The following is a 19087-nucleotide window of genomic DNA, read 5'->3' as shown; positions in this document are numbered from 1 at the left end:
ATATGATGCATATTAACGATTGCGTTTGGTGTTATAGTTTGGTTTAAGATGATCTTACGAAGAATTCGAGCTAGAAATAAGCCTGGCAGGTGAACTGCCAGGCTTATTTCAATTATACGCTTATGAATTACCGTTCTTCACGAAACAGATTGGTAAATGTTTTAGGGATATCTGTCTCAAAGCGCATCAGCTTGCCTGAAGTCGGATGCTTAAACGCCAAGACGCGAGCATGTAGTCCAAGACGTCCAATGGTTTTGGACTTGGCGCCATATTTCTTATCGCCTACAATTGGATGCCCGATATCATGCATATGGACACGGATCTGATTTTTGCGGCCGGTTTCCAGGTTTACCTCTAATAGAGAATAATGGCGATTCGTTTGCAGTGATTTGTAATGCGTAATCGCTAGCTGGCCATCATTCGCGAATGGACTGGAGTACATTTTAAGCGTTTTGGTTTCTTTGAGCCATGATTTTACAGTACCCTCAGGCTTCTTTACAGCGCCTTCTACAAGCGCAATATAGGTACGCTCTTGAACCGTATCCTGCCACGATTGCTGCAGCGTCTGCTGTACATGTTCGCTTTTTGCAAACATCATAACCCCCGACGTATCGCGATCAAGCCGATGTACAACAAATACTCGGTTGTTTGAGCCTGATTTGCGAACATGAGCCATCAGCTGGCGGTAAGCCGTCACTTCATCACCTGGAAAGTCATTATGCGAAGAAATGGACAACAAACCAGCATCCTTATGAATAATAAGGACATCATCATCTTCATGGATGATGCGCAAGCCAATCATTGGCACTTCTTCTGGGGCGCGGCCTATACGGACGATAACGGTCTGCCCGGGCTCAAGGTTGTAGTTGTAGGCCTTGGTTACCCGACCGTTAACCGCTATTTGACCACGCGCAAGCATCGCCTTGACGGCGTTGCGTCCAGAACCGGACATCTGTTCCAACAGGAAAGCAAGAAGTTCGCCTTGCTGCTTGACTTCATAGGACTTTGACTTTATAGGTGCCGTGGCAGGTTTATCTTGGCGCTTGTTGTCTGCTTTATGCTTGGAGGCAGAAGCTGGAACTGGCTTAGTCGAATATTCAAAAGCAGACCGTGCACCCTTGTTGGCGGCTGTGTGTCTGGCAGAGGAATGGGCTTGCTTGCCAGGAGCCCCAGCAGATTGTTGGGCAGATGAGCGATCGTTCCTCGAAGGTGCTGCTGCGTAATCAAACTTGCTCTTAGCGTTAGAGTTCGATGATGCTGTATATGTGTTTGATCCATGCTTAGGCTGCCGTTGGGCAGTGGATTTGTTAGCGTGGTTGGTCTTTCTTGGCTGACGCTGTGATTTCATAGATGGATAGCTCCTCATTCGTAACCGAATTTAATATTCCTATCATATCAAAAAGGGCGAACAACCGCTATAAGATGGCTAAAGCCTGCTTTTTTCTAAGTTTAAGTGGAGTTGATTAGCCCTGCACGAGCAGTACTCACATGGTATACTAACAACATACACAACTGGATCGTGATATACGGGATCTTGAACAAAGGGAGTAGATTGCTGCAATGGCATTAACGATGATGGATGCACGGGACACGCTTAAGCGTATTTATGGATATGAAGATTTCCGGGAAGGCCAGACACTCATTATCGAGCATTTGTTAAATAGACAGGATACAGTAGGTATTATGCCGACGGGTGGAGGTAAGTCGATCTGCTACCAAATCCCGGCACTGCTTCAGCACGGGCTGACATTGGTTATTTCGCCGTTGATCTCGCTGATGAAGGATCAGGTAGATGCGCTCCATACGTTAGGTGTTGAAGCCGCATTTATTAATAGCACACAAGAAGCTGCCGAGGTAAACCGTATTCTTCGTCAGGCGGAACAAGGGAAACTGAAGCTGCTCTATGTAGCACCTGAGCGGCTTGAAAGCGATTGGTTCCGTGAACGGGCGGCCTCCCTGCGAATTTCTTTCATCGCAGTTGATGAATCCCACTGCGTCTCGCAATGGGGGCATGACTTCCGCCCGAGTTACCGAGCAATCGCACCTTTTGTGCGCGCGCTTGCCGCGCATGAATTTGGCGAGCGTCCACTCGTGGCGGCATTTACGGCGACCGCGACGCCTGAAGTGACGGAAGACATTATTCGCCTGCTGGAGCTGCGCCAGCCCGAGCTGGTGATTACCGGCTTCAAGCGGGATAATCTTGCTTTTACCGTGCTGCGCGGAGAGAATCGCAAAGAATTCACGCTTAACTATGTCAAGCAGCGGGCTAGTCAGTCAGGAGTGATCTACGCCTCCACCCGTAAGGAAGTGGAGGATTTGCACGAGATGCTGGAGAAGGCAGGCGTTCCTGCAGGCCGTTACCACGCAGGCTTATCGGACGACGAGCGGGCCAAAATGCAGGAAGCCTTCCTTTATGACGACATTCGGGTCATTGTGGCGACAAATGCATTTGGCATGGGTATCGATAAGTCGAACGTACGTTATGTCCTGCACTACAATATGCCGAAGCATATGGAGGCATATGTACAAGAAGCGGGGCGTGCAGGGCGTGACGGTGAGCCTAGTGAATGCGTGCTGTTATTCCATCCGCAGGACATACAGACACAAAAGTTCTTTATCGAGCAGAGTGAATCGTTGCCTGAACGTAAGGCACATGAGTATAAGAAGCTGCAATCAATGATCGACTATTGCTATACGCTTGGCTGTCTGCAGACTTATATGCTTAAGTACTTCGGTGAGGAGAACGAGATCCCCTGCGGCGTATGCGGCAACTGCAAAGATGAGCGTGAAGAGGTAGACATTACCGTTGAAGCGCAGAAGATCTTCTCATGTATTTATCGGATGCGAGAGCGATTTGGTGTCTCGATGGTTGCCTCTGTGCTCAAAGGATCACGGAACAAGAAAGTACTCGACTATCGATTTGATACGCTGTCTACTCATGGTGAGATGCGTCATCTAACCGATAAGGCGATCGCAGACTTGATCTACGTATTGATTGCAGATGGATACTTGCAGCTTAGCGAAGGCCAGTATCCGGTTGTCCGGCTGCTTCAACCGGCCGCAGATGTTCTGAAAGGGCAGCTCAAGGTCATGCAGAGAGTTGCCAGCTCGCTTAAACCCAAGGCGTCAGCTGCGGTGGATGAGACGTTGTTTGAGCAGCTTCGACTGCTGCGTCGTGACATTGCCAACAAAGCGAATGTGCCGCCGTACATCGTCTTTAATGATAGCACACTGCGCGAGATGGCAGAGACACGTCCGACGACAGAGCTTGCTTTCTTAAAGGTGAAAGGTGTCGGGGAAGCCAAGATCAAGAAGTTTGGAATGCCGTTCTTGGAACTGTTCCGGCAGTTAAAGGATTCAGAAGCGGAGCAAGATGAGCGTGGCGACTGGGAAGAAATAGTCGAATGAGCATATCTATTCAATGAGCGGTTGTCTGGCAATAGTGAACTTCCTTTTCATCTTTGTAAGGGGGGCATAATGAGCTCTGATTATCAACTATTAACCAATACCCTCAACCTACAAGTAAAGGACCCGAATCGCCGGGTCCTTCTTCATTAGCTGATCAGATACGAATCAACGATAATCACATTGATAGTCACATTTCTTCTCGTCGGTTTGATAAGCTGATCGGTATTATCATATGTACACTGAAGCCTGCACCTTCTTCAGAATGGAACTCAATTTTCCCCTCCAGACTGATCACTCGCTCACGAATTCCTGATAAGCCCATACGACTAAATGATGATTGCATGTTTTCGAGGTTCATGCCAATACCATCGTCTTTATAAGCAAGATGAATATGACGATCGATTTCCTCGATATCAATAATGACCTGATTCGCTTTCGCATGCTTTTCTGTATTACGCAATAATTCCTGCATAATTCGATAAACTGCTGTTATCTGTTCTTCGCTCAGCTTTGCCGCCACGGGCTTGCTCTGTAGAATGACAGCGAAGTTCACTTGAAGCTGCAGGTGATCCGTCAGAGATTGTATCGCCTCTACAATGCCGAGCTCGTTGATTAACGGAGGTCTTAATTCATTGCACGTTTCACGAATCTGATGGATGACGTCGAGCAATCCTTCTTTGATCTGGTACAGCTCATTGTGCATATGTACAGACATCTTATTGTCTACCATAAAAGTTTCAAGTCTTCTGTACCAGATGAGTTGGTCCTGTAGAGCTGAATCATGGAGATCTGAAGCTAGTCGACGTCGTTCATTCTCGGACAGGAGGAACAAGAGCCGAAGCAGCCAAGGAGATGTTGCAGCAGACTGTGCTTGACTCATTTCTTCTTCTAGCTGCTCCATTAGATTCTCAAGAAAGTACAAGTTCTCGTGCACAATGCTGGTGTAGTTAGCAATGGTCTTCAGCCATTGAAGCTCATCCACATTAAATAAGGTACGGTTATTTTTATTTCCAATCCAAAGTACATACAGACAATCTTTTCGTTTGCCAATTATTAAGGCGACACCATGCGGCATCGTGATCACATCAGCGATTTGAAAAGTATTGGCGCTTGCTAACAGTGCTTTTGAGATCGCTTGGTCAACGTCACTAGAGGGAACTGGAGTCACGCTCTGGTGATCGCTGTTGACCGTTAAAAACTGATATTTACAATAAGGCAGCATGATTGACACTTCTTGTTCAATGGCACGAATCAGGTCGTCTTTTTTCATGACACGTGCCATCGAACGGGAGAAGCGGTCAAGACTGTCCTGGTAGCTATACATCTGTTTAAAAAATTTGGGGCGGAACTTATAATCAATAAGCTCTTTGAGGTAAAGAAAAAGCGTGAACCCGATATGAATGACTACGTAGATCTGAAACCATTGAACCCACGTCTTGTCATACTCAATATTAAGAATTACCGCTATAAAGAGCAGGACGCCAAGTGCAGGTAATACGGATAATGCGGTGTAGTACTTAAACCTTGTAAGCATAAAATCAATATCGAATAAACGATTTGAAGTAAATAAATACAGATAGCTTACGGGCAACGCCAACAGGAACAAGGTGCTGAAAAAGGCGGGAAGCAGTTGGACTTTAAAGAAAAATAGCGTAATAACATTACTTAATACAAAAGGGATAAAAGACGCCGCATGGGCAACAAGCATAAATTTAAATAACGGATTGAGTTTTGTGTATCGATATCGCTTAAATATGATGATTAGTCGGTACAAACAGATCAAATAACTAACCGCGATCAAAGCTAAAAAGATCGGGTTGATCATCCAAATAATGTCGAACTCGATAGTGTCCACCATAAATAAACCACTAAGAATACATTGTGTGGCTACAATAGCAGTAAGTGTATGAATAATCACTGGTTTGACAAATTTGATTTTGAAGCGAGCAAGATACACGTTCATGAAATACATATATATGCAGAAACAAAGAGGTAGTAAGGACATAAGCAGCTTGCCCACGAGGTCTAGTCTGCCAGAGGCAGGAGAAGCAAAATAGATCATGCCGACAGAAATAAAGAAAAGAATAAGTAGTCTGGCTGCATTATCATCTTTCTTTTTGACGTACACAATAAAAGACATTAGAAGAAAAACGAATAAAAATAAGCCAGGTACAATGATGGTAAAAAACAAGGTGTTTGTATTAATGTTATCCAGCCAGTTTTTATTGTTAATATGTATTTCCTGGATTTCGCCATTTTGTTTTTGAATGAGTAATGTGTCAGCTTGTTCTACACTTCTGTACTTTTCAACATAGTAATGCTCACCTGCATCGCGGCCATTCACTTCAAGTAATATATCCCCTACTTGTATCTTATTTTGATCAGCTTGATCAAATGGATACACCTCGGTAATCCGATATTCTCCTGAAGATTGGGTCACGATTAGCCCTATTTTAGCATTAGCTAATGATACATTGACGAGATGAATGATAACGAACAGTAGAACAATAAAAAAAAGCGCATCTATCCAGTTAATGAATTTTCTTTTTACGCCCACGCCCAGAACCCAAATGAGTATTTCTCTCTAGCCTCCTTGTGTGTATTCAAAGAAGCTTTGAGCGCTCGCTCTTGACTCGCTGACATTCCTGCAAACTGCAGCTGTCCAGTCATAAACAATTCCATTTTGCCAGTATCGTTTTTAAGTTCCTTCATAATGTTTAATAACATGTAAATACCTCCATTTTATAAATACTTTTAATCTTATTGGACGCTAGAGATGTTACTTTTGCTCCAACTAACGGATGCGGTTTACTTTAGACCATTAACAAAATAATTAATAAATAAGGTTCTGCTGGAATCAGGCAAAGATAAGAAATCAAAGTGCTCCATGCATTGGAAATAATGTGTTCTGAGAAGGACATCAATGTACATTTCAACATCAGCGTTCTCAAATAGACGAATAATTTCGCTTCTGAACGGTTCGCTGCTTATATATTCTGGAAGCTTGTTGAATTGTGCTTCGCTTAAGTATTCTGCTTTGTGAAGCTCATCCAACAGAATTAGAATTGGCAGCGTCCTTCTACCTGAAGCGATATCACTGGAGTGTTCCCAGCGAATCATATTACGGTAATCGTTAAACAATTGGGCTCCAAAGCCCATTTCTCTTGCGTAGGTCTCGACGGTAGTATTGTATTCTCCTGTAGCAAGCAGTACTCCTGTCGTACACGCCATAATCAACATTGAAGCAGATTTCTGTTCAATCATGTCCATGTATGATTCCATATCCACAACGCTGTTCATAAGGTCTATCGTCTGTCCATTCACAGCAGCTAACAAATGACGATGCGCCAGATTAGCGACTAAACGAACACGTTCCAAGTCTATAGAACTAGACTGTAGAGCATAATGTCCCAAGTTCAATAATCCAATTGCAACATTAATGGCCAAGGGCTGGGGAATCTGCATCCAGGACTTATGTGAGGCGTCTTGGTCTTGTACATCGTCGAAAATATCATAACTAAGCATGAACAATTCCATAGCAGCGCCAGCTTTATAAATCAGTTCTCCTTCTCCCCCAAACATCCGATAGTGGAATATGGTCAACAAACCAAAATGAGTACCTTCTTTTAGTTTGTCATCCAAGAAACGACGCGCATATAATCTTATCGAATCTGTAAAAAAATCGTCGATCAATGCGTACAGTTCCTCTTTCATTCTCACTAGTTCTATTTCCATGTCTCACCTCCACAATTGATACTATACTACTAATGATAATAATAACTACAAAAGAAAAAACAGGCAACTGAATAAGAGCTGTTATTAAAAATGATATCGATAAACATTTTAAGTGAAATAGTTCTTATCCAGCTTCGTCCCAATTGAAAGTGTATTAAAGGGAGAAGTCAGGAGCTTGACGCCCTTGCTTTGTTGAATACTAACCGTTAAATAACGTTTAATTAGCTTCCTTGAAGCCTGTCATGAAACTCACAGCATGATCAGAGATCGATCCGTGTTGGCGGTTCCATCTACCTGTCCCCGGCAATTAAATAAGCGGCAGAAGCCTGAAGGCTCTGCCGCTTTATGCATAATGATTCTATTAAATAGCCCAGTTGCCTTTTCTGAATACAGGCACGACTGTACCATCCTGCAAGATACCGTCGATATCCATCTCGGCTGAGCCGATCATAAAGTCCACATGTGTGATGCTGTTATTTACGCCGTTAGCGCTTAGCTCCTCACTGGACATTTTTTTGCCACCTTCTACGTTAAATGCATAACCACTGCCGATCGCAAGGTGATTGGAAGCATTTTCGTCAAATAACGTATTGTAGAACAAAATGTTCGACTCTGAGATCGGGGAGTGATGTGGAACAAGTGCAACTTCCCCCAGATAATGCGAACCTTCGTCTGTATCCACAAGGTGCTGCAAAATTTCTTGACCTTGTTCTGCTTCTACTTTGACAATCCGGCCCTGCTCAAACGTCAGCTTAAAGTTGTCAATTAGATTGCCACCATAGCTGAGCGGTTTCGTACTGGACACGTAGCCGTTAACACCTTCCTTAAACGGCACTGTGAACACTTCTTCCGTTGGCATGTTCGCCATAAACGGAACTTCTTGCTCGTTAGTACTGCCTGCGCCAACCCATAGGTGCTTCTCTGGCAGCTCAATCGTCAGATCTGTGCCTGGAGCCCGGTAATGCAGCTTATGGAAATGCTGGCCGTTCAGAACATCGACTTTCTTATGTAAGGTAGTATTATGGTCGGCCCAAGCTTGTACAGGATCTTCCGCATGGAGGCGTACAGAGGCAAAGATGGCATCCCATAACTTATCTACTGCATCTTCAGGGCTTGAATCCGGGAATACTTTGGCAGCCCAGTCTACACTAGCAGCACCAACGACTGTCCAGCTTACTTTGTCAGATTGAACGGCTTTGCGATAATGATCAAGTGCTTGGCCGGATGCTTTCTGGAAGTTACCGATTCGCTGCGGATCGATGCCTTTTAACAAGTCAGGGTTAGATGAGACAATTGCAACGAATGCGGCACGCTTGTCGACAAATGTATTTCGTTTTAAAGCCTCGAATTCTGGGTATTCCGTAAACACTTCATCTGCTGCTTTCTCATATTTTAAGCGGGACAATTCCTCGTCAACCCAGTCGACATGAACGTTGGCTGCGCCGGCTTCATAGGCTTCGCGAGCTACCAGGCGGGCAAGCGGAGCAACTTCAGTAGTCGCGGTTACGTATACATCTTGTCCTGGCTGAACGTTTACGCCTACTTTTACGATTAGATTCGCATATTTTTTTAAGTTGTGTTCAAATGATGCAGTCATTGGGAAATCCTCCTTTAATAATTGACCTGTGTTACAAATATAAACCATTTTACGATCTCAATCAAAACAGACTTTTGAAATCTACAAATTTTGGTGTTTGGACATAATCGCAGCGATTGTCGAATTAATTGATGCAAATGGTTATAATGGGAAGGGCTGCTGTTAGCAGAAAGGAGAAATTATGAAAGTTGTATTAGCGACATTAAATGCAAAGTATATTCATACCTCGCTTGCGATCCGGTACTTGAAGGCGCATTGTGAGCATGAATTTGACGTAGAATTGGCAGAGTACACGATAAAGGATCCGGTGATGAACATCGTATCTGATTTGTACCAGCGAAATGCGGATGTGATCGGTTTCTCGTGTTATATATGGAATATTGAAGAGACGATTAAAGTGATAAGCATGCTGCGTAAGGTTCGTCCGGACGTTCGGATTCTCCTCGGGGGTCCTGAGGTGTCATACGACACTCAATATTGGATGGAAAGAGTAACGGATGTTGATTTCATCGTTGTGGGCGAAGGGGAGGAAACATTATTACATCTGCTGCGTGAGATGAGCACAGATCAAAAATACCACTTTGTGTTTGGACTTGCATATCGGGACAAGCACGGCAAAGTTGCTATTAATCCGCCTCGTCCCAAGTTGGATCTGAATGAAATCCCGTCCCCTCATCGCTTTAAGGAGGATATTGGTGAGCTCGGTAAACGCGTAGTTTATTTTGAGACCAGTCGTGGATGTCCATTCAGCTGTCAGTTCTGTTTGTCCAGTATTGAAGTAGGCGTGCGTTATTTTGATATGGAGCGAACGAAGGCTGATATTTTATACTTGATTGAAAACGGGGCAAATCTGATTAAGTTTGTGGACCGTACCTTTAATATTAAACGTGACTATGCAATGGAAATGTTCCAATTTCTGATTGACAACCACCAAGGTTGTGTTTTTCAGTTTGAGATTACGGCTGATATTATGCGACCTGAAGTACTGGATTTCTTGGCAGAGAATGCGCCTCCAGGCATATTCCGATTTGAAATTGGTGTACAATCTACGAACGATTCGACTAACGAATTGGTACAGCGTCGTCAGAACTTTGCGAAGCTGACACGTACAGTGAACAAAGTGAAGGATAGTCTGAAAATCGATCAGCATTTGGATTTAATTGCCGGATTGCCGCTTGAAGACTATGACACATTCCGTAAAACGTTTAATGATGTGTTTGCGTTAAGACCGGAGGAACTGCAGCTTGGATTCTTAAAAATGCTGCGGGGAACGGGACTAAGACGAGATGCAGAGAAGTATGGATATATTTATATGGACCATGCACCTTATGAAATGTTAAGCAATAACGTGATGCCTTTTGATGATGTGGTTCGTTTAAAGAGGCTTGAAGATGTGCTGGAGAAATATTGGAATTCACATCGCATGGACTATACGATGGAACATCTGATGGAACGGGAGTTTGATTCACCATTTGATTTCTTTCAGGCGTTCGGTGATTATTGGGAGTCCAAAGGCTGGCAGAAGATCGGCCATCAGCTAGAAGATTTATTTGTGCGACTTCGGGGCTTCTTGCAGGAGCGGGAATTAAAACAGACATCCGTTGCGCTTGGGTTGATGAAGCTGGATTACTTTATGAACCATAAGTACAAGCCGCGTAAAATATGGTGGGATGTATCGTTGTCAAAAGACGAAGCCGCCAATGTATTACGTTACGCAGCCCAGCAACCAGATCAAGTGTCCAGCGTGTTTGCGAGTCTTGGATTAAGTGAGAAAGAGCTTCATAAGCATGCTGTTGTGGAACGTCTATCATTTGACGCGCTGCAGTGGATGACTTTAGATAATGCTGAAGCTGTGAATTCTAACAAAAAGACTGTTGAGCATGAGACGTCCACCATCGTGATCGTGTTATACCAACAGACGGAAGATGAGAAACCGCTGTTGTTCTTTGTGCCGGAACATAATCTCGTACTGAAGTAAGCTGATTATATAGTCAAACAGGTCTGCTCCTATGTCAATTAGGGCAGGCCTGTTCTCATGGACTGCGTTGCAGTTATACTTTTAGAGAAACTTTTGATAATGAAATGTTGGATACGGAAATATCATCTTTCGTGCGGAACAAAATTAAGGCAATGAGATAGCACACCATGGTAAACCAAATAATAGTGGTGAAGCCACTGCCTACCGTATAGAGGATGCCTGCACAGGCTGCACCGACCGTCGTGCCGCCATACATCATGGCGTTAGCCAGGGCAGCGATCATGCCACGAGCTTCGGAATGCAAGGATTGCAGCATCATCATCAACAGCGGGAACAGAATGCCGCCTAATGCAGTCAGTGCAAAGTAAGCACTTGCAGCAAGTGGCAGATAAGTGCTGTATGCCACAACGATAAATCCTGCGATCATACCTGTAATAAGTAAGGATATGACCCGTCGACGTGATCCATGCTGGGCGACGTGAGATGCAAGTAAGCTGCCGATCAGATTCCCAGCACCAATAACGAGCACAAAGGTGCCAATCTGAGAGACAGTAAGTTTATATGTATCCGTAAGCCAATGGCCGATAAAGGAGAAAACGGCGAACATCCCCATCGTAAATATGAAATAACCAGCAAACCATCTAATGGCATGGGGTTTACGCAGTAATTCATGGTACATGCGGCTTATGCTGTTGACAGCATGTCCCGATGTTAATATTTGTGCAGGTAAATTAGGGAATTGTGCGTATACGATGCCGATCAGCAGCAGCGCCAACACGCCGATAAACACAAATGGTGTCTGCCAGTGCGAAGCAGAAAGGTAGCTGCCAAGCGGGACACCGAAGCATTGGGCGCATGCAAGCCCAGCACTTGTTATGCCCATCGCGCGCATGGTCTGATGTTGAGGGACGAGTTGTGGAATAGATGCCCACACTTGTGGTGATACGAAAGCTGCGCTAATCCCTGCCAGAAGACGGAATAGGAACAAGCTCCAAAAGTTGAAGGCTAGTCCGCAGCCCGCAGTAAACAGAGCAAATGCGGCAAGCCCAATCATTAACGAGGATTTACGGTTCCATCGGTCCGACAAGGGGCCTGCAAATAAAGCAGTAACACAGTACCCGATTGCGTAGGCCGATACAAGCCAGCCTGAGAGCTCTATAGGAATCGCTAACTTGGCATCAAGCAAAGGGAGCAGCGGAGATACAATAAAGGTATCCGTACCGATGACAAACATAATAGCAAACAATATCCAGATGATCGATTTCATATAAAAGACTCCTTTGACATAAAAACCGGTTTAACCGCGAGAAGTTATAACAAGAGGTGCACACTCATTGTTCGATAATTCGATTTTATTCGAACGATGTTTAGATGTCAACGCTTTGATTGTTTGGTTAGGTTTTATCGGATATGGGAATAGAGACTGCCTGGTGGAACAGGCAGTCTTATTACACACGATTGTAGGGACACTTACGTGGGGGAAGTGTTAGTGGTTTATCACATCGGGAATCGCTTATATAACTAGTGAACGGTGGTGTCTTGTGTGAACAATGTCTTTTTATATATGCGATAATAAACAGCAGAGGCTGCTATCGTATAACAGGCAACTGTAATTAAACCGTTCTCGGCGCTGATATAGGAAGAGAGGGCGGATTGTGGTATTGTCATGCTCATCAACACATTCCAAGTCAGGTTATGCGTCGTATGTAAAATGGAGGCTGGCCAGATGCTGTTGGTCCGAAGCCTTAGGCTGCCAATGAGTGGAGCAAGAGCTATACAATTCACAATAAGCAGCAGCATGGCAAGAAGAGGCTGCTGCTCAGCGTGATAGATGGGTGTCATAAGCAGAATAGGAGCATGCCATAGGCCATGAATGATGCCATTGGCAGCATAAGCTCGTCTTTCTCCTAATACTCTTACTAAAATCGGCAGCCAATATCCTCGCCAACCTAGTTCTTCGCCTAAAGATGTCGTCAGTACATTAATTACAAAAGTGAGGAGTATCAGGATTGGGAACACAGCCCATGGTGCCCCTCCATACTGCTCGGGAAGCTGAATCTTTATCAATCCGCAAGACCATGCGAGAGTAAAGCTGATAAAGGCTATAATCAGCGGGATGAAGAAGGCAGGCATGTAACCCCTGAAGCCCCAACGATGCAAGCCTAATGCAGCCCAACCAGCACGGCTGAAGCCATCACGAGTAAACACAAACATCATGATTAGCGCAGCCAGCGTGGGGGTTAGCATGTAGACGAGTGAATTCACATTCGGTAGTAATGCAAAAACTACAGCTAGCAGCAGCACTACTATTGTAAAGATGATGGCCTTCATTTGATCTGTAATTTGTGTAAACATATTTGTTCCTCCAATTTTTTTCTTTTGTATGCTGTACTAGCGTATTAAAATAGGAGTAGGATGTGTAGTGATACATATCGGAAAGCAATCATATAAAAGTATGATTTTGTCGGAAAGGTAGTCTGTAGATGAAACAAACTCGAATCAAGTTGCCGGATCGCATCATACAGAATCGATCCTGGCAGTGGATCGACTGGGCTTTGTATGGATTATTTCTGCTTTGGGTCATATCCGGATTTGTGTATGTGTACGTCTTAACGGATATGATTGCCCCGCCTAAGTGGCCTTCTATCGGGTTATATATATTGTCTGTTGCTGTTCCTTTTCTATTTTGGAGACCAGGAAAGATTCAAGCAGAACGATTTATTGCCTCGGAAATAATCTGTTTTGGTGGTATTAATATACTGATGCATGTATCGATGATGAATTATATCGATAACATGGTGCTTGTAGCTCTAACGGCCGGATTTCTGTCAACAACATCTTCTGTTCGTTGGTCAGGCCCGATCGTAATCTTATTCCCGTTCATTGGAATATGGAGTGGTAAACTGTCGGTGCTGCAAAGTATGGACCAAATGATGAACCACTTGATCTTGTTTGGTATTGGCATCGGCTTTAACATGTTATTGTTCAGTCAGGAACGGCTGCAGCAACTGCTTGCGCATAATCACCAACAATATCGTGTCATCCAACAGTATGCAGCCCAAGTGGAACAGCTGACGGTTCAGGAGGAAAGATCCAGGATGGCTGCTGAACTTCATGATACGGTGGGCCATGCCCATGTGTCGCTATTAATGGGATTGGAAACAGTGAAGAGTGCAATCGTTACGGACGTTATGCTTGCACAAGAACGGCTGGATGTTATTTTAGATCACGCAAGACTTAACTTTTCGTCTATTCGAAGCCATATTCACGGAATTGCAGGGCATGATGAGGAGATTGATCTGGAAACAAGCATAAGGCGCTTAGGTGATGATATGGTCGCACAGACAGGGCTGCACGTTCATTTGCGGATTACGGGCGAGCAGGTTGTATTAGCTTCTGCTCATCAGAACCTGCTGCTTCGCTGTGCTCAAGAAGCGATGACCAATGCCGTGAAGCACGGACGAGCTACTCATATTCACTGCTTGCTGGAGTATGGTGAGCGTGAACTGCAGATGATTTTGCGAGATAACGGACAAGGTGTTGAAGAAGTGCGCTTTGGCTTTGGTCTGACAGCGATGCGAGACCGATTACAAGCTTATGGAGGACAACTTCGTGTAGAATCCTGTCTGGATCAGGGGACTACACTTGCTTGCACGCTACCTCTGTTAAGTCAAGTTAAACAGGGCAGCACAATTCGTATTCTCATAGCCGATGACGAGCAGTTAATTCGGGAAAGCTTGCATTACCTATGTGAGCAAGAGCAGGATATTCAAGTTGTAGCTACTGCGACAGATGGGGTGCACGTTGTAGAGCAAGTGCATCATATGGCGGCATCCATTCCGAATCTATCTGAAGCGCAAGTCCCCAATTTCCTAGATGTTGTGCTGATGGATGTCCGAATGCCGCGTATGGACGGATTAGCCTGCACGGTCGCTATTAAAGAATATTATCCTCAGGTTAAAGTACTGCTGCTGACGACATTGGATGAGATTGATAGTGCGGCACAGGCTATTGAGGCTGGGGCTGAGGGGTACTTGCTTAAGTCTATCCACCCTAAGGAATTGCTTGCAAGTCTTCGCTTAGTATATAACGGAGGTACGCTGCTATCTCCTGATTTGGCTAGCTCTATGATGCAAGAACTGCGGGAACTTCGGGCAAATAAACAGCAATTTCAATACGATTATGCGCCTGATGCAGCAGTTGATCCTTATGGTCTGACGGAACGGGAACGTGAAGTGCTGGATAGTTTGGCTGAGGGTTTGAAATATCGGCAGATTGCGGAGCGATTATTTTTGTCAGAGGGAACGATACGCAACTATATTTCGAGTCTGTATGCCAAATTAGGTGTCAGTGATCGTCAATCTGCAGCAAATGCTGGTCGAGATGCTCGTTTGATCAGAAAGATTAAACTTTAAATGTTTAATCTTATCATATAGTTAGTGGACCTACACAAGTGAAATGCAGCATTGCAGCTTGCAGTTTCAGGTACGATTGGCCATAAATGATATAAGTTTGTATCTACTCGAACATTTGAATGACTAATGAGAGAGGCGTATAATATAAATATGAGAACATTATTTCACCCAGAGCGCAAGGATATTGAATTAGAGCGTGTATTTTATGCGCTAAGCGACCCCATTCGATTAACGATGGTGCGTCGTCTCATGATAGAGCCGGAGTTATCCTGCGGACGATTTGAGCTCGCCTTGCCAAAGTCTACATTGTCACATCACTTTAAAGTGCTGAGAGAAGCGGGCATTATGAGAACAAGAGTAGAAGGAACGCTGCGATTCGTATCTCTACGAATTGAAGATCTGGATGATCGTTTCCCTGGTTTACTGGCCATTATCCTTCATTATGAACAAAAGAATCCGATAGTATGAAGTTAGTTTCGAATGGAGCGGGGCACGATGTGTCCTGCTTTTTTGAACGCTTCGCTGCTCCATTTATGCGAACTCAATTGAATAGCTATGAAGCCTGGAGTTGGAAATAAAGTTTCATAGTTGAGAAATTTTATAACGGAGTAAATAAAGAAACAGAAGCCAGAAATAGGCTTCTGTTTCTTGTAAGTACAATAAATGCAACTGCAAAACATGCCGCATGTGCATGAAGATTACAAGGTGATACGTGCAGTTAAGGAGCTACTGAACGTAATACAGTACAATTGCCATCCAGTGAGTATTCTCCCAGGTTTGCTGGAAGCAAGAAGCACTCTCCTGAACGGAATTCAATGGAGCCATCTGTCCAGCGTAGTGTCCCTGTTCCTTCGCACACGACCAGAATCACAAAGCTCTCCGATGTAGTCGTCAAAGCCCACTCTGCGGTGACGATTCCTTTCTCCACGATAAAGTAAGGAGATTGTGCAAGCGTGAGCCACTCGTTAGGCTGTGCATCGTCCGTCTTCATACGGGAAGCACCTGCCCCCTCATAAGCAATCACGTTAAGGGAATCTTCGATATGCAATTCACGCGGTTTGCCGTCAAGTCCAGGACGGTCGTAATCATACAAACGATACGTGGTGTCAGAGTTCTGTTGAACCTCAGCTACAACCACGCCAGCACAAAGGGCATGGATCGTGCCAGCAGGGATGTAGAAGGAATCGCCTGCTTGAACGGGAACTTCTTGCAGCGCTTCCATAATACGATCCTCAGCGATCGCTTTTGCTAACGCTTCACGATCGATGCCTTCTTTTAAGCCATAAATAATCTTGGCATCCGGCTTGGCATCTAGTACGTACCACATCTCTGTTTTGCCAAGTTCACCTTGCGGCAAGCCCTCGTACTCGTCAGTTGGATGAACCTGAACGGACAAGTCATCATTACAATCAAGCAGTTTTATTAATAATGGGAAACGACCATTTTTCTCGGAAAAGCCTTTTGTTCCAAACCATTCCTTGCCGTATTGCTCGCGAACATCGTCCAGACCTTTGCCAGCCAGTTCGCCATTGACAACACGAGTGATACCGTTCGGATGGTCTCCGATCATCCAGCCTTCTCCGATATGACCTTCAGGCAAGGCTAAGCCGAACTGCTCTAATGCGCGTCCGCCCCAGACACGTTCTTTGAATTCGGGTTGAAACTTAAGCGGGTATGGTGTAATCATGCTCTTCACTCCCATGCGTAGTCTAATTTCTTGTTGATTGGAACATTTCAAGCCATTCTCCCTCAGGACCTTTAAAGAAGAAGTATCGGCTTCCATTAGGAAGTGTGACGATCTCTTGGTCGATAAGTTCGATACCGATTGCTTGAATACGCTTAAATTCAGACTCAATGTCATCTACGGTAAACGCTAAATGATGGACTTTTCCTTCAACAGGCAGTTGACCGTTATATCCCTCGATCAGCTCAAGTTCAATGCTTTCTTGTCCTTCAAAACTAAGGAAGGCAAGGCGAATCACACCGTTAGAATGATTCACGATGTCCTTGAGAGTCATACCAATCACTTGCGTGTAAAATTGAATGGATGCGTCCAAGTCACCGACCATAATGCCAGTATGCTCTAGCTTGCGTACAGTCATCTACTCCATCTCCTTACGGCTTGAATAGAAAATGTTCCATTATCACACTGTATATCTTCTATATTAATCAAGGAAAAGCGAAAAAGAGTGTTCATATTATAGATTTGTTCTCTATTTTAATGCCTTAAAATATACACCTTGGATGGATACTAGCGCTTCTCAATCGCGATTACGTAAGGTGCGTGTTGACGCTGGACCATACGGTACACGACCGCTTGTCCTGCGTGCGCGGGAAGTTGCTCTGCCCACGCTTCTACAGCGGCCGCTTCGCGATCGCCACCATCGTGGCCTGGGTACAGCACGACGCTGAGCACCCCGCCTGGGCGCAGCAGGCTGAGCGCGCCCTCAAGCGCGCTCAGCGTCGTGTCCGGCTCCGTCATGACCGACTTGTCGGCTTCTGCCACAGGCAGAAAGCCCAAGTTAAACATGACGGCAGCCGTCTGCCCAAGCCACGAGGGCGGCAGCAGGGCTGCCATGCCAGCGTGGCTCGCATGGCGCAAGGCCACATGCTTGGCGCCATCGACGCCAAGCGCAGCGTGCAGGCGCTCCTCGGTGAGTCCGAGCGCCTCATGTTGGATGTCAAACGCGGCAACGTGACCGCGTTCACCAACTAAGCGGGCGAGGAACAGCGTATCCACGCCCGTACCCATCGTTGCATCCACGACGAGGTCGCCAGGGTGGACGCGCTCTTTGACGATCTGCTGGGCATAGCTCAGCACGGATAAGAATCCCATCTTATTCGCCCCTCCATAACTTGCCCTGCCATGTGTTGCGTCGTTTCAGTTCTGCATCAATCGAGTTAAGCACTTCCCACTTCTTCAGGCTCCACATTGGGCCGATTATCAGGTCGCGAGGCGCATCACCTGTTACACGGTGCACAATCATCTCAGGTGGCAAAATCTCAAGTGAATCGACGATAAGCTTCACGTATTCATCCTGCTCCAAAAACCGAAGCAGGCCAGCCTCGTACTGCTTGACCATCGGCGTTTTGCGCATCAGATGCAGCAAATGGAGCTTTATGCCTTGTACGTCCATCTGGGCGACGGCCTTCGCCGTATCTAACATCATTTCGTGACTTTCCTGAGGAAGACCGTAAATGATATGTGTGCAGATTCGAATGTTATGCTTGCGCAGCTTCTCGACTGCCTCCAAATAACACTGTGTATCATGCGCGCGGTTAATTAGCGTTGATGTGGACTCATGAATGGTCTGCAGCCCCATCTCAATCCAGAGATACGTGCGTTGATTGAGCTCAGCCAAATATTCTACAACGTCATCGGGCAGACAATCTGGACGTGTGGCGATAGACAAGCCGACAACTCCAGGCTGCTCCAAGATGACTTCAAAATACTCACGCAGCGTCTCAACCGGCGCATACGTGTTCGTATAGGCTTGGAAATAGCCGATGTATTGGGCATTTGGCCACTTGGCATGCTGCTTGTCGCGAATTGTGTTAAATTGCGTAACAAGATCATCGCGGCGCTTTCCGGCAAAGTCGCCGGAGCCGCGAGCGCTGCAGAATGTGCAGCCGCCAATTGCAATTGCACCGTCGCGGTTCGGGCAGGTAAAACCAGCATCAAGCATGACTTTAAATACTTTGTTGCCAAACTGCTCGCGCATCTCGTAATTCCATGTATGAAAACGTTTGTCTCCCCAATGCAGGGGAGAAAGTTCACAATCTAATAGTTCTGTCTCGTATATTGGTCTCAACTTTCAGCAAGCCCTTTCGTATATCAAGTCCGCGATGAAGGTGCGGCTGTCTTCGCTACCGTCCATACAGGTACAAATAGCGGATAGCGGAGTGTTCTGTTCAGATGAAAATGCCGTGGATAGCACATTCACATAAAGCCTA

General features: G+C 45.4%; 15 protein-coding genes. 4 read left to right on the top strand and 11 right to left on the bottom strand.

Going from position 1 to position 19087, the window contains the following annotated elements; translation table 11 throughout:
• Positions 1 to 127 precede the first annotated feature (127 nt).
• A complete protein-coding gene (locus tag MH117_RS21240; protein WP_275444762.1) occupies positions 128 to 1348 on the bottom strand; it encodes an RluA family pseudouridine synthase in 1221 nt (406 codons plus the stop codon).
• 212 nt (positions 1349 to 1560) lie between these two features.
• Here MH117_RS21240 and recQ point away from each other — a divergent pair, with 212 nt between their 5' ends.
• Positions 1561 to 3408: a DNA helicase RecQ gene (gene recQ, locus MH117_RS21235; RefSeq protein ID WP_239332224.1), complete on the top strand. Its 1848-nt coding sequence runs from the start codon at positions 1561 to 1563 to the stop codon at positions 3406 to 3408.
• Between the two features lie 187 nt (positions 3409 to 3595).
• On the opposite strand, the gene MH117_RS26735 is transcribed toward recQ, so the two are convergent.
• The 4 genes from MH117_RS26735 to MH117_RS21215 all read right to left on the bottom strand — a co-directional run bounded on the left by MH117_RS26735 (position 3596) and on the right by MH117_RS21215 (position 8740).
• Positions 3596 to 5965 carry a sensor histidine kinase gene (locus tag MH117_RS26735; RefSeq protein ID WP_239332222.1) on the bottom strand — a complete coding sequence of 790 codons (2370 nt, stop codon included), beginning with the start codon at positions 5963 to 5965 and terminating at the stop codon, positions 3596 to 3598.
• Complete coding sequence (locus MH117_RS21225) at positions 5956 to 6135, bottom strand: hypothetical protein (protein ID WP_239332220.1); 180 nt, start codon at positions 6133 to 6135, stop codon at positions 5956 to 5958. The genes MH117_RS26735 and MH117_RS21225 overlap by 10 nt, the downstream gene beginning before the upstream one ends.
• An 81-nt stretch (positions 6136 to 6216) precedes the next feature.
• Entirely contained in the window at positions 6217 to 7143 is a 927-nt protein-coding gene (locus MH117_RS21220; protein WP_239332218.1) for a polyprenyl synthetase family protein, read from the bottom strand.
• Between the two features lie 361 nt (positions 7144 to 7504).
• Positions 7505 to 8740, bottom strand: a complete 1236-nt coding sequence (locus tag MH117_RS21215; protein WP_239332216.1) for an aminopeptidase — start codon at positions 8738 to 8740, stop codon at positions 7505 to 7507.
• 181 nt (positions 8741 to 8921) lie between these two features.
• Here MH117_RS21215 and MH117_RS21210 point away from each other — a divergent pair, with 181 nt between their 5' ends.
• Complete coding sequence (locus MH117_RS21210) at positions 8922 to 10718, top strand: B12-binding domain-containing radical SAM protein (RefSeq protein ID WP_239332214.1); 1797 nt, start codon at positions 8922 to 8924, stop codon at positions 10716 to 10718.
• A 73-nt stretch (positions 10719 to 10791) separates the two neighbouring features.
• On the opposite strand, the gene MH117_RS21205 is transcribed toward MH117_RS21210, so the two are convergent.
• Together MH117_RS21205 and MH117_RS21200 are read right to left on the bottom strand one after the other, a co-directional pair.
• Positions 10792 to 11985 (bottom strand): MFS transporter, encoded by a 1194-nt coding sequence (locus MH117_RS21205; RefSeq protein WP_239332212.1) that lies wholly within the window; start codon positions 11983 to 11985, stop codon positions 10792 to 10794.
• Between the two features lie 254 nt (positions 11986 to 12239).
• Positions 12240 to 13073 carry a CPBP family intramembrane glutamic endopeptidase gene (locus tag MH117_RS21200; RefSeq protein WP_239332210.1) on the bottom strand — a complete coding sequence of 278 codons (834 nt, stop codon included), beginning with the start codon at positions 13071 to 13073 and terminating at the stop codon, positions 12240 to 12242.
• Between the two features lie 128 nt (positions 13074 to 13201).
• On the opposite strand from MH117_RS21200, the gene MH117_RS21195 reads away from it, so the two are divergent.
• Positions 13202 to 15133, top strand: coding sequence for a helix-turn-helix transcriptional regulator (locus tag MH117_RS21195; protein ID WP_239332208.1), 1932 nt, complete (start codon positions 13202 to 13204; stop codon positions 15131 to 15133).
• Between the two features lie 150 nt (positions 15134 to 15283).
• On the top strand, positions 15284 to 15601 hold the full coding sequence (locus MH117_RS21190) for an ArsR/SmtB family transcription factor (protein ID WP_239332206.1): 318 nt from the start codon (positions 15284 to 15286) through the stop codon (positions 15599 to 15601).
• A gap of 250 nt (positions 15602 to 15851) precedes the next feature.
• On the opposite strand, the gene MH117_RS21185 is transcribed toward MH117_RS21190, so the two are convergent.
• The 4 genes from MH117_RS21185 to mnmL all read right to left on the bottom strand — a co-directional run bounded on the left by MH117_RS21185 (position 15852) and on the right by mnmL (position 18936).
• Positions 15852 to 16820, bottom strand: coding sequence for a type I phosphomannose isomerase catalytic subunit (locus tag MH117_RS21185; protein WP_239332204.1), 969 nt, complete (start codon positions 16818 to 16820; stop codon positions 15852 to 15854).
• A 22-nt stretch (positions 16821 to 16842) separates the two neighbouring features.
• Positions 16843 to 17235, bottom strand: coding sequence for a VOC family protein (locus MH117_RS21180; RefSeq protein WP_239332202.1), 393 nt, complete (start codon positions 17233 to 17235; stop codon positions 16843 to 16845).
• 149 nt (positions 17236 to 17384) lie between these two features.
• Positions 17385 to 17969, bottom strand: a complete 585-nt coding sequence (gene mnmM / locus MH117_RS21175) for a tRNA 5-(aminomethyl)-2-thiouridylate-methyltransferase MnmM (RefSeq protein WP_239332200.1) — start codon at positions 17967 to 17969, stop codon at positions 17385 to 17387.
• Position 17970: 1 nt separating this feature from the next.
• Entirely contained in the window at positions 17971 to 18936 is a 966-nt protein-coding gene (gene mnmL, locus MH117_RS21170; protein WP_343224479.1) for a tRNA modification radical SAM protein MnmL/YtqA, read from the bottom strand.
• Between the last annotated feature and the right edge of the window lie 151 nt (positions 18937 to 19087).

Origin of the sequence: Paenibacillus sp. ACRRX (genome assembly GCF_022346885.1) — a bacterium.
GTDB lineage: Bacteria > Bacillota > Bacilli > Paenibacillales > Paenibacillaceae > Paenibacillus_B.
Note: the sequence above shows the minus strand (reverse complement) of the source record. Positions and strands in the feature narration are given on the sequence as shown.

What these genes read in the sequence shown, in the direction of transcription:
- MH117_RS21240 (WP_275444762.1), bottom strand. Translation starts at nt 1,348, where the DNA reads ATGAAATCACAGCGTCAGCCAAGAAAGACCAACCACGCTAACAAATCC.
- recQ (WP_239332224.1), top strand. Translation starts at nt 1,561, where the DNA reads ATGGCATTAACGATGATGGATGCACGGGACACGCTTAAGCGTATTTAT.
- MH117_RS21225 (WP_239332220.1), bottom strand. Translation starts at nt 6,135, where the DNA reads ATGTTATTAAACATTATGAAGGAACTTAAAAACGATACTGGCAAAATG.
- MH117_RS21220 (WP_239332218.1), bottom strand. Translation starts at nt 7,143, where the DNA reads ATGGAAATAGAACTAGTGAGAATGAAAGAGGAACTGTACGCATTGATC.
- MH117_RS21215 (WP_239332216.1), bottom strand. Translation starts at nt 8,740, where the DNA reads ATGACTGCATCATTTGAACACAACTTAAAAAAATATGCGAATCTAATC.
- MH117_RS21210 (WP_239332214.1), top strand. Translation starts at nt 8,922, where the DNA reads ATGAAAGTTGTATTAGCGACATTAAATGCAAAGTATATTCATACCTCG.
- MH117_RS21205 (WP_239332212.1), bottom strand. Translation starts at nt 11,985, where the DNA reads ATGAAATCGATCATCTGGATATTGTTTGCTATTATGTTTGTCATCGGT.
- MH117_RS21200 (WP_239332210.1), bottom strand. Translation starts at nt 13,073, where the DNA reads ATGTTTACACAAATTACAGATCAAATGAAGGCCATCATCTTTACAATA.
- MH117_RS21195 (WP_239332208.1), top strand. Translation starts at nt 13,202, where the DNA reads ATGAAACAAACTCGAATCAAGTTGCCGGATCGCATCATACAGAATCGA.
- MH117_RS21190 (WP_239332206.1), top strand. Translation starts at nt 15,284, where the DNA reads ATGAGAACATTATTTCACCCAGAGCGCAAGGATATTGAATTAGAGCGT.
- MH117_RS21185 (WP_239332204.1), bottom strand. Translation starts at nt 16,820, where the DNA reads ATGATTACACCATACCCGCTTAAGTTTCAACCCGAATTCAAAGAACGT.
- MH117_RS21180 (WP_239332202.1), bottom strand. Translation starts at nt 17,235, where the DNA reads ATGACTGTACGCAAGCTAGAGCATACTGGCATTATGGTCGGTGACTTG.
- mnmM (WP_239332200.1), bottom strand. Translation starts at nt 17,969, where the DNA reads ATGGGATTCTTATCCGTGCTGAGCTATGCCCAGCAGATCGTCAAAGAG.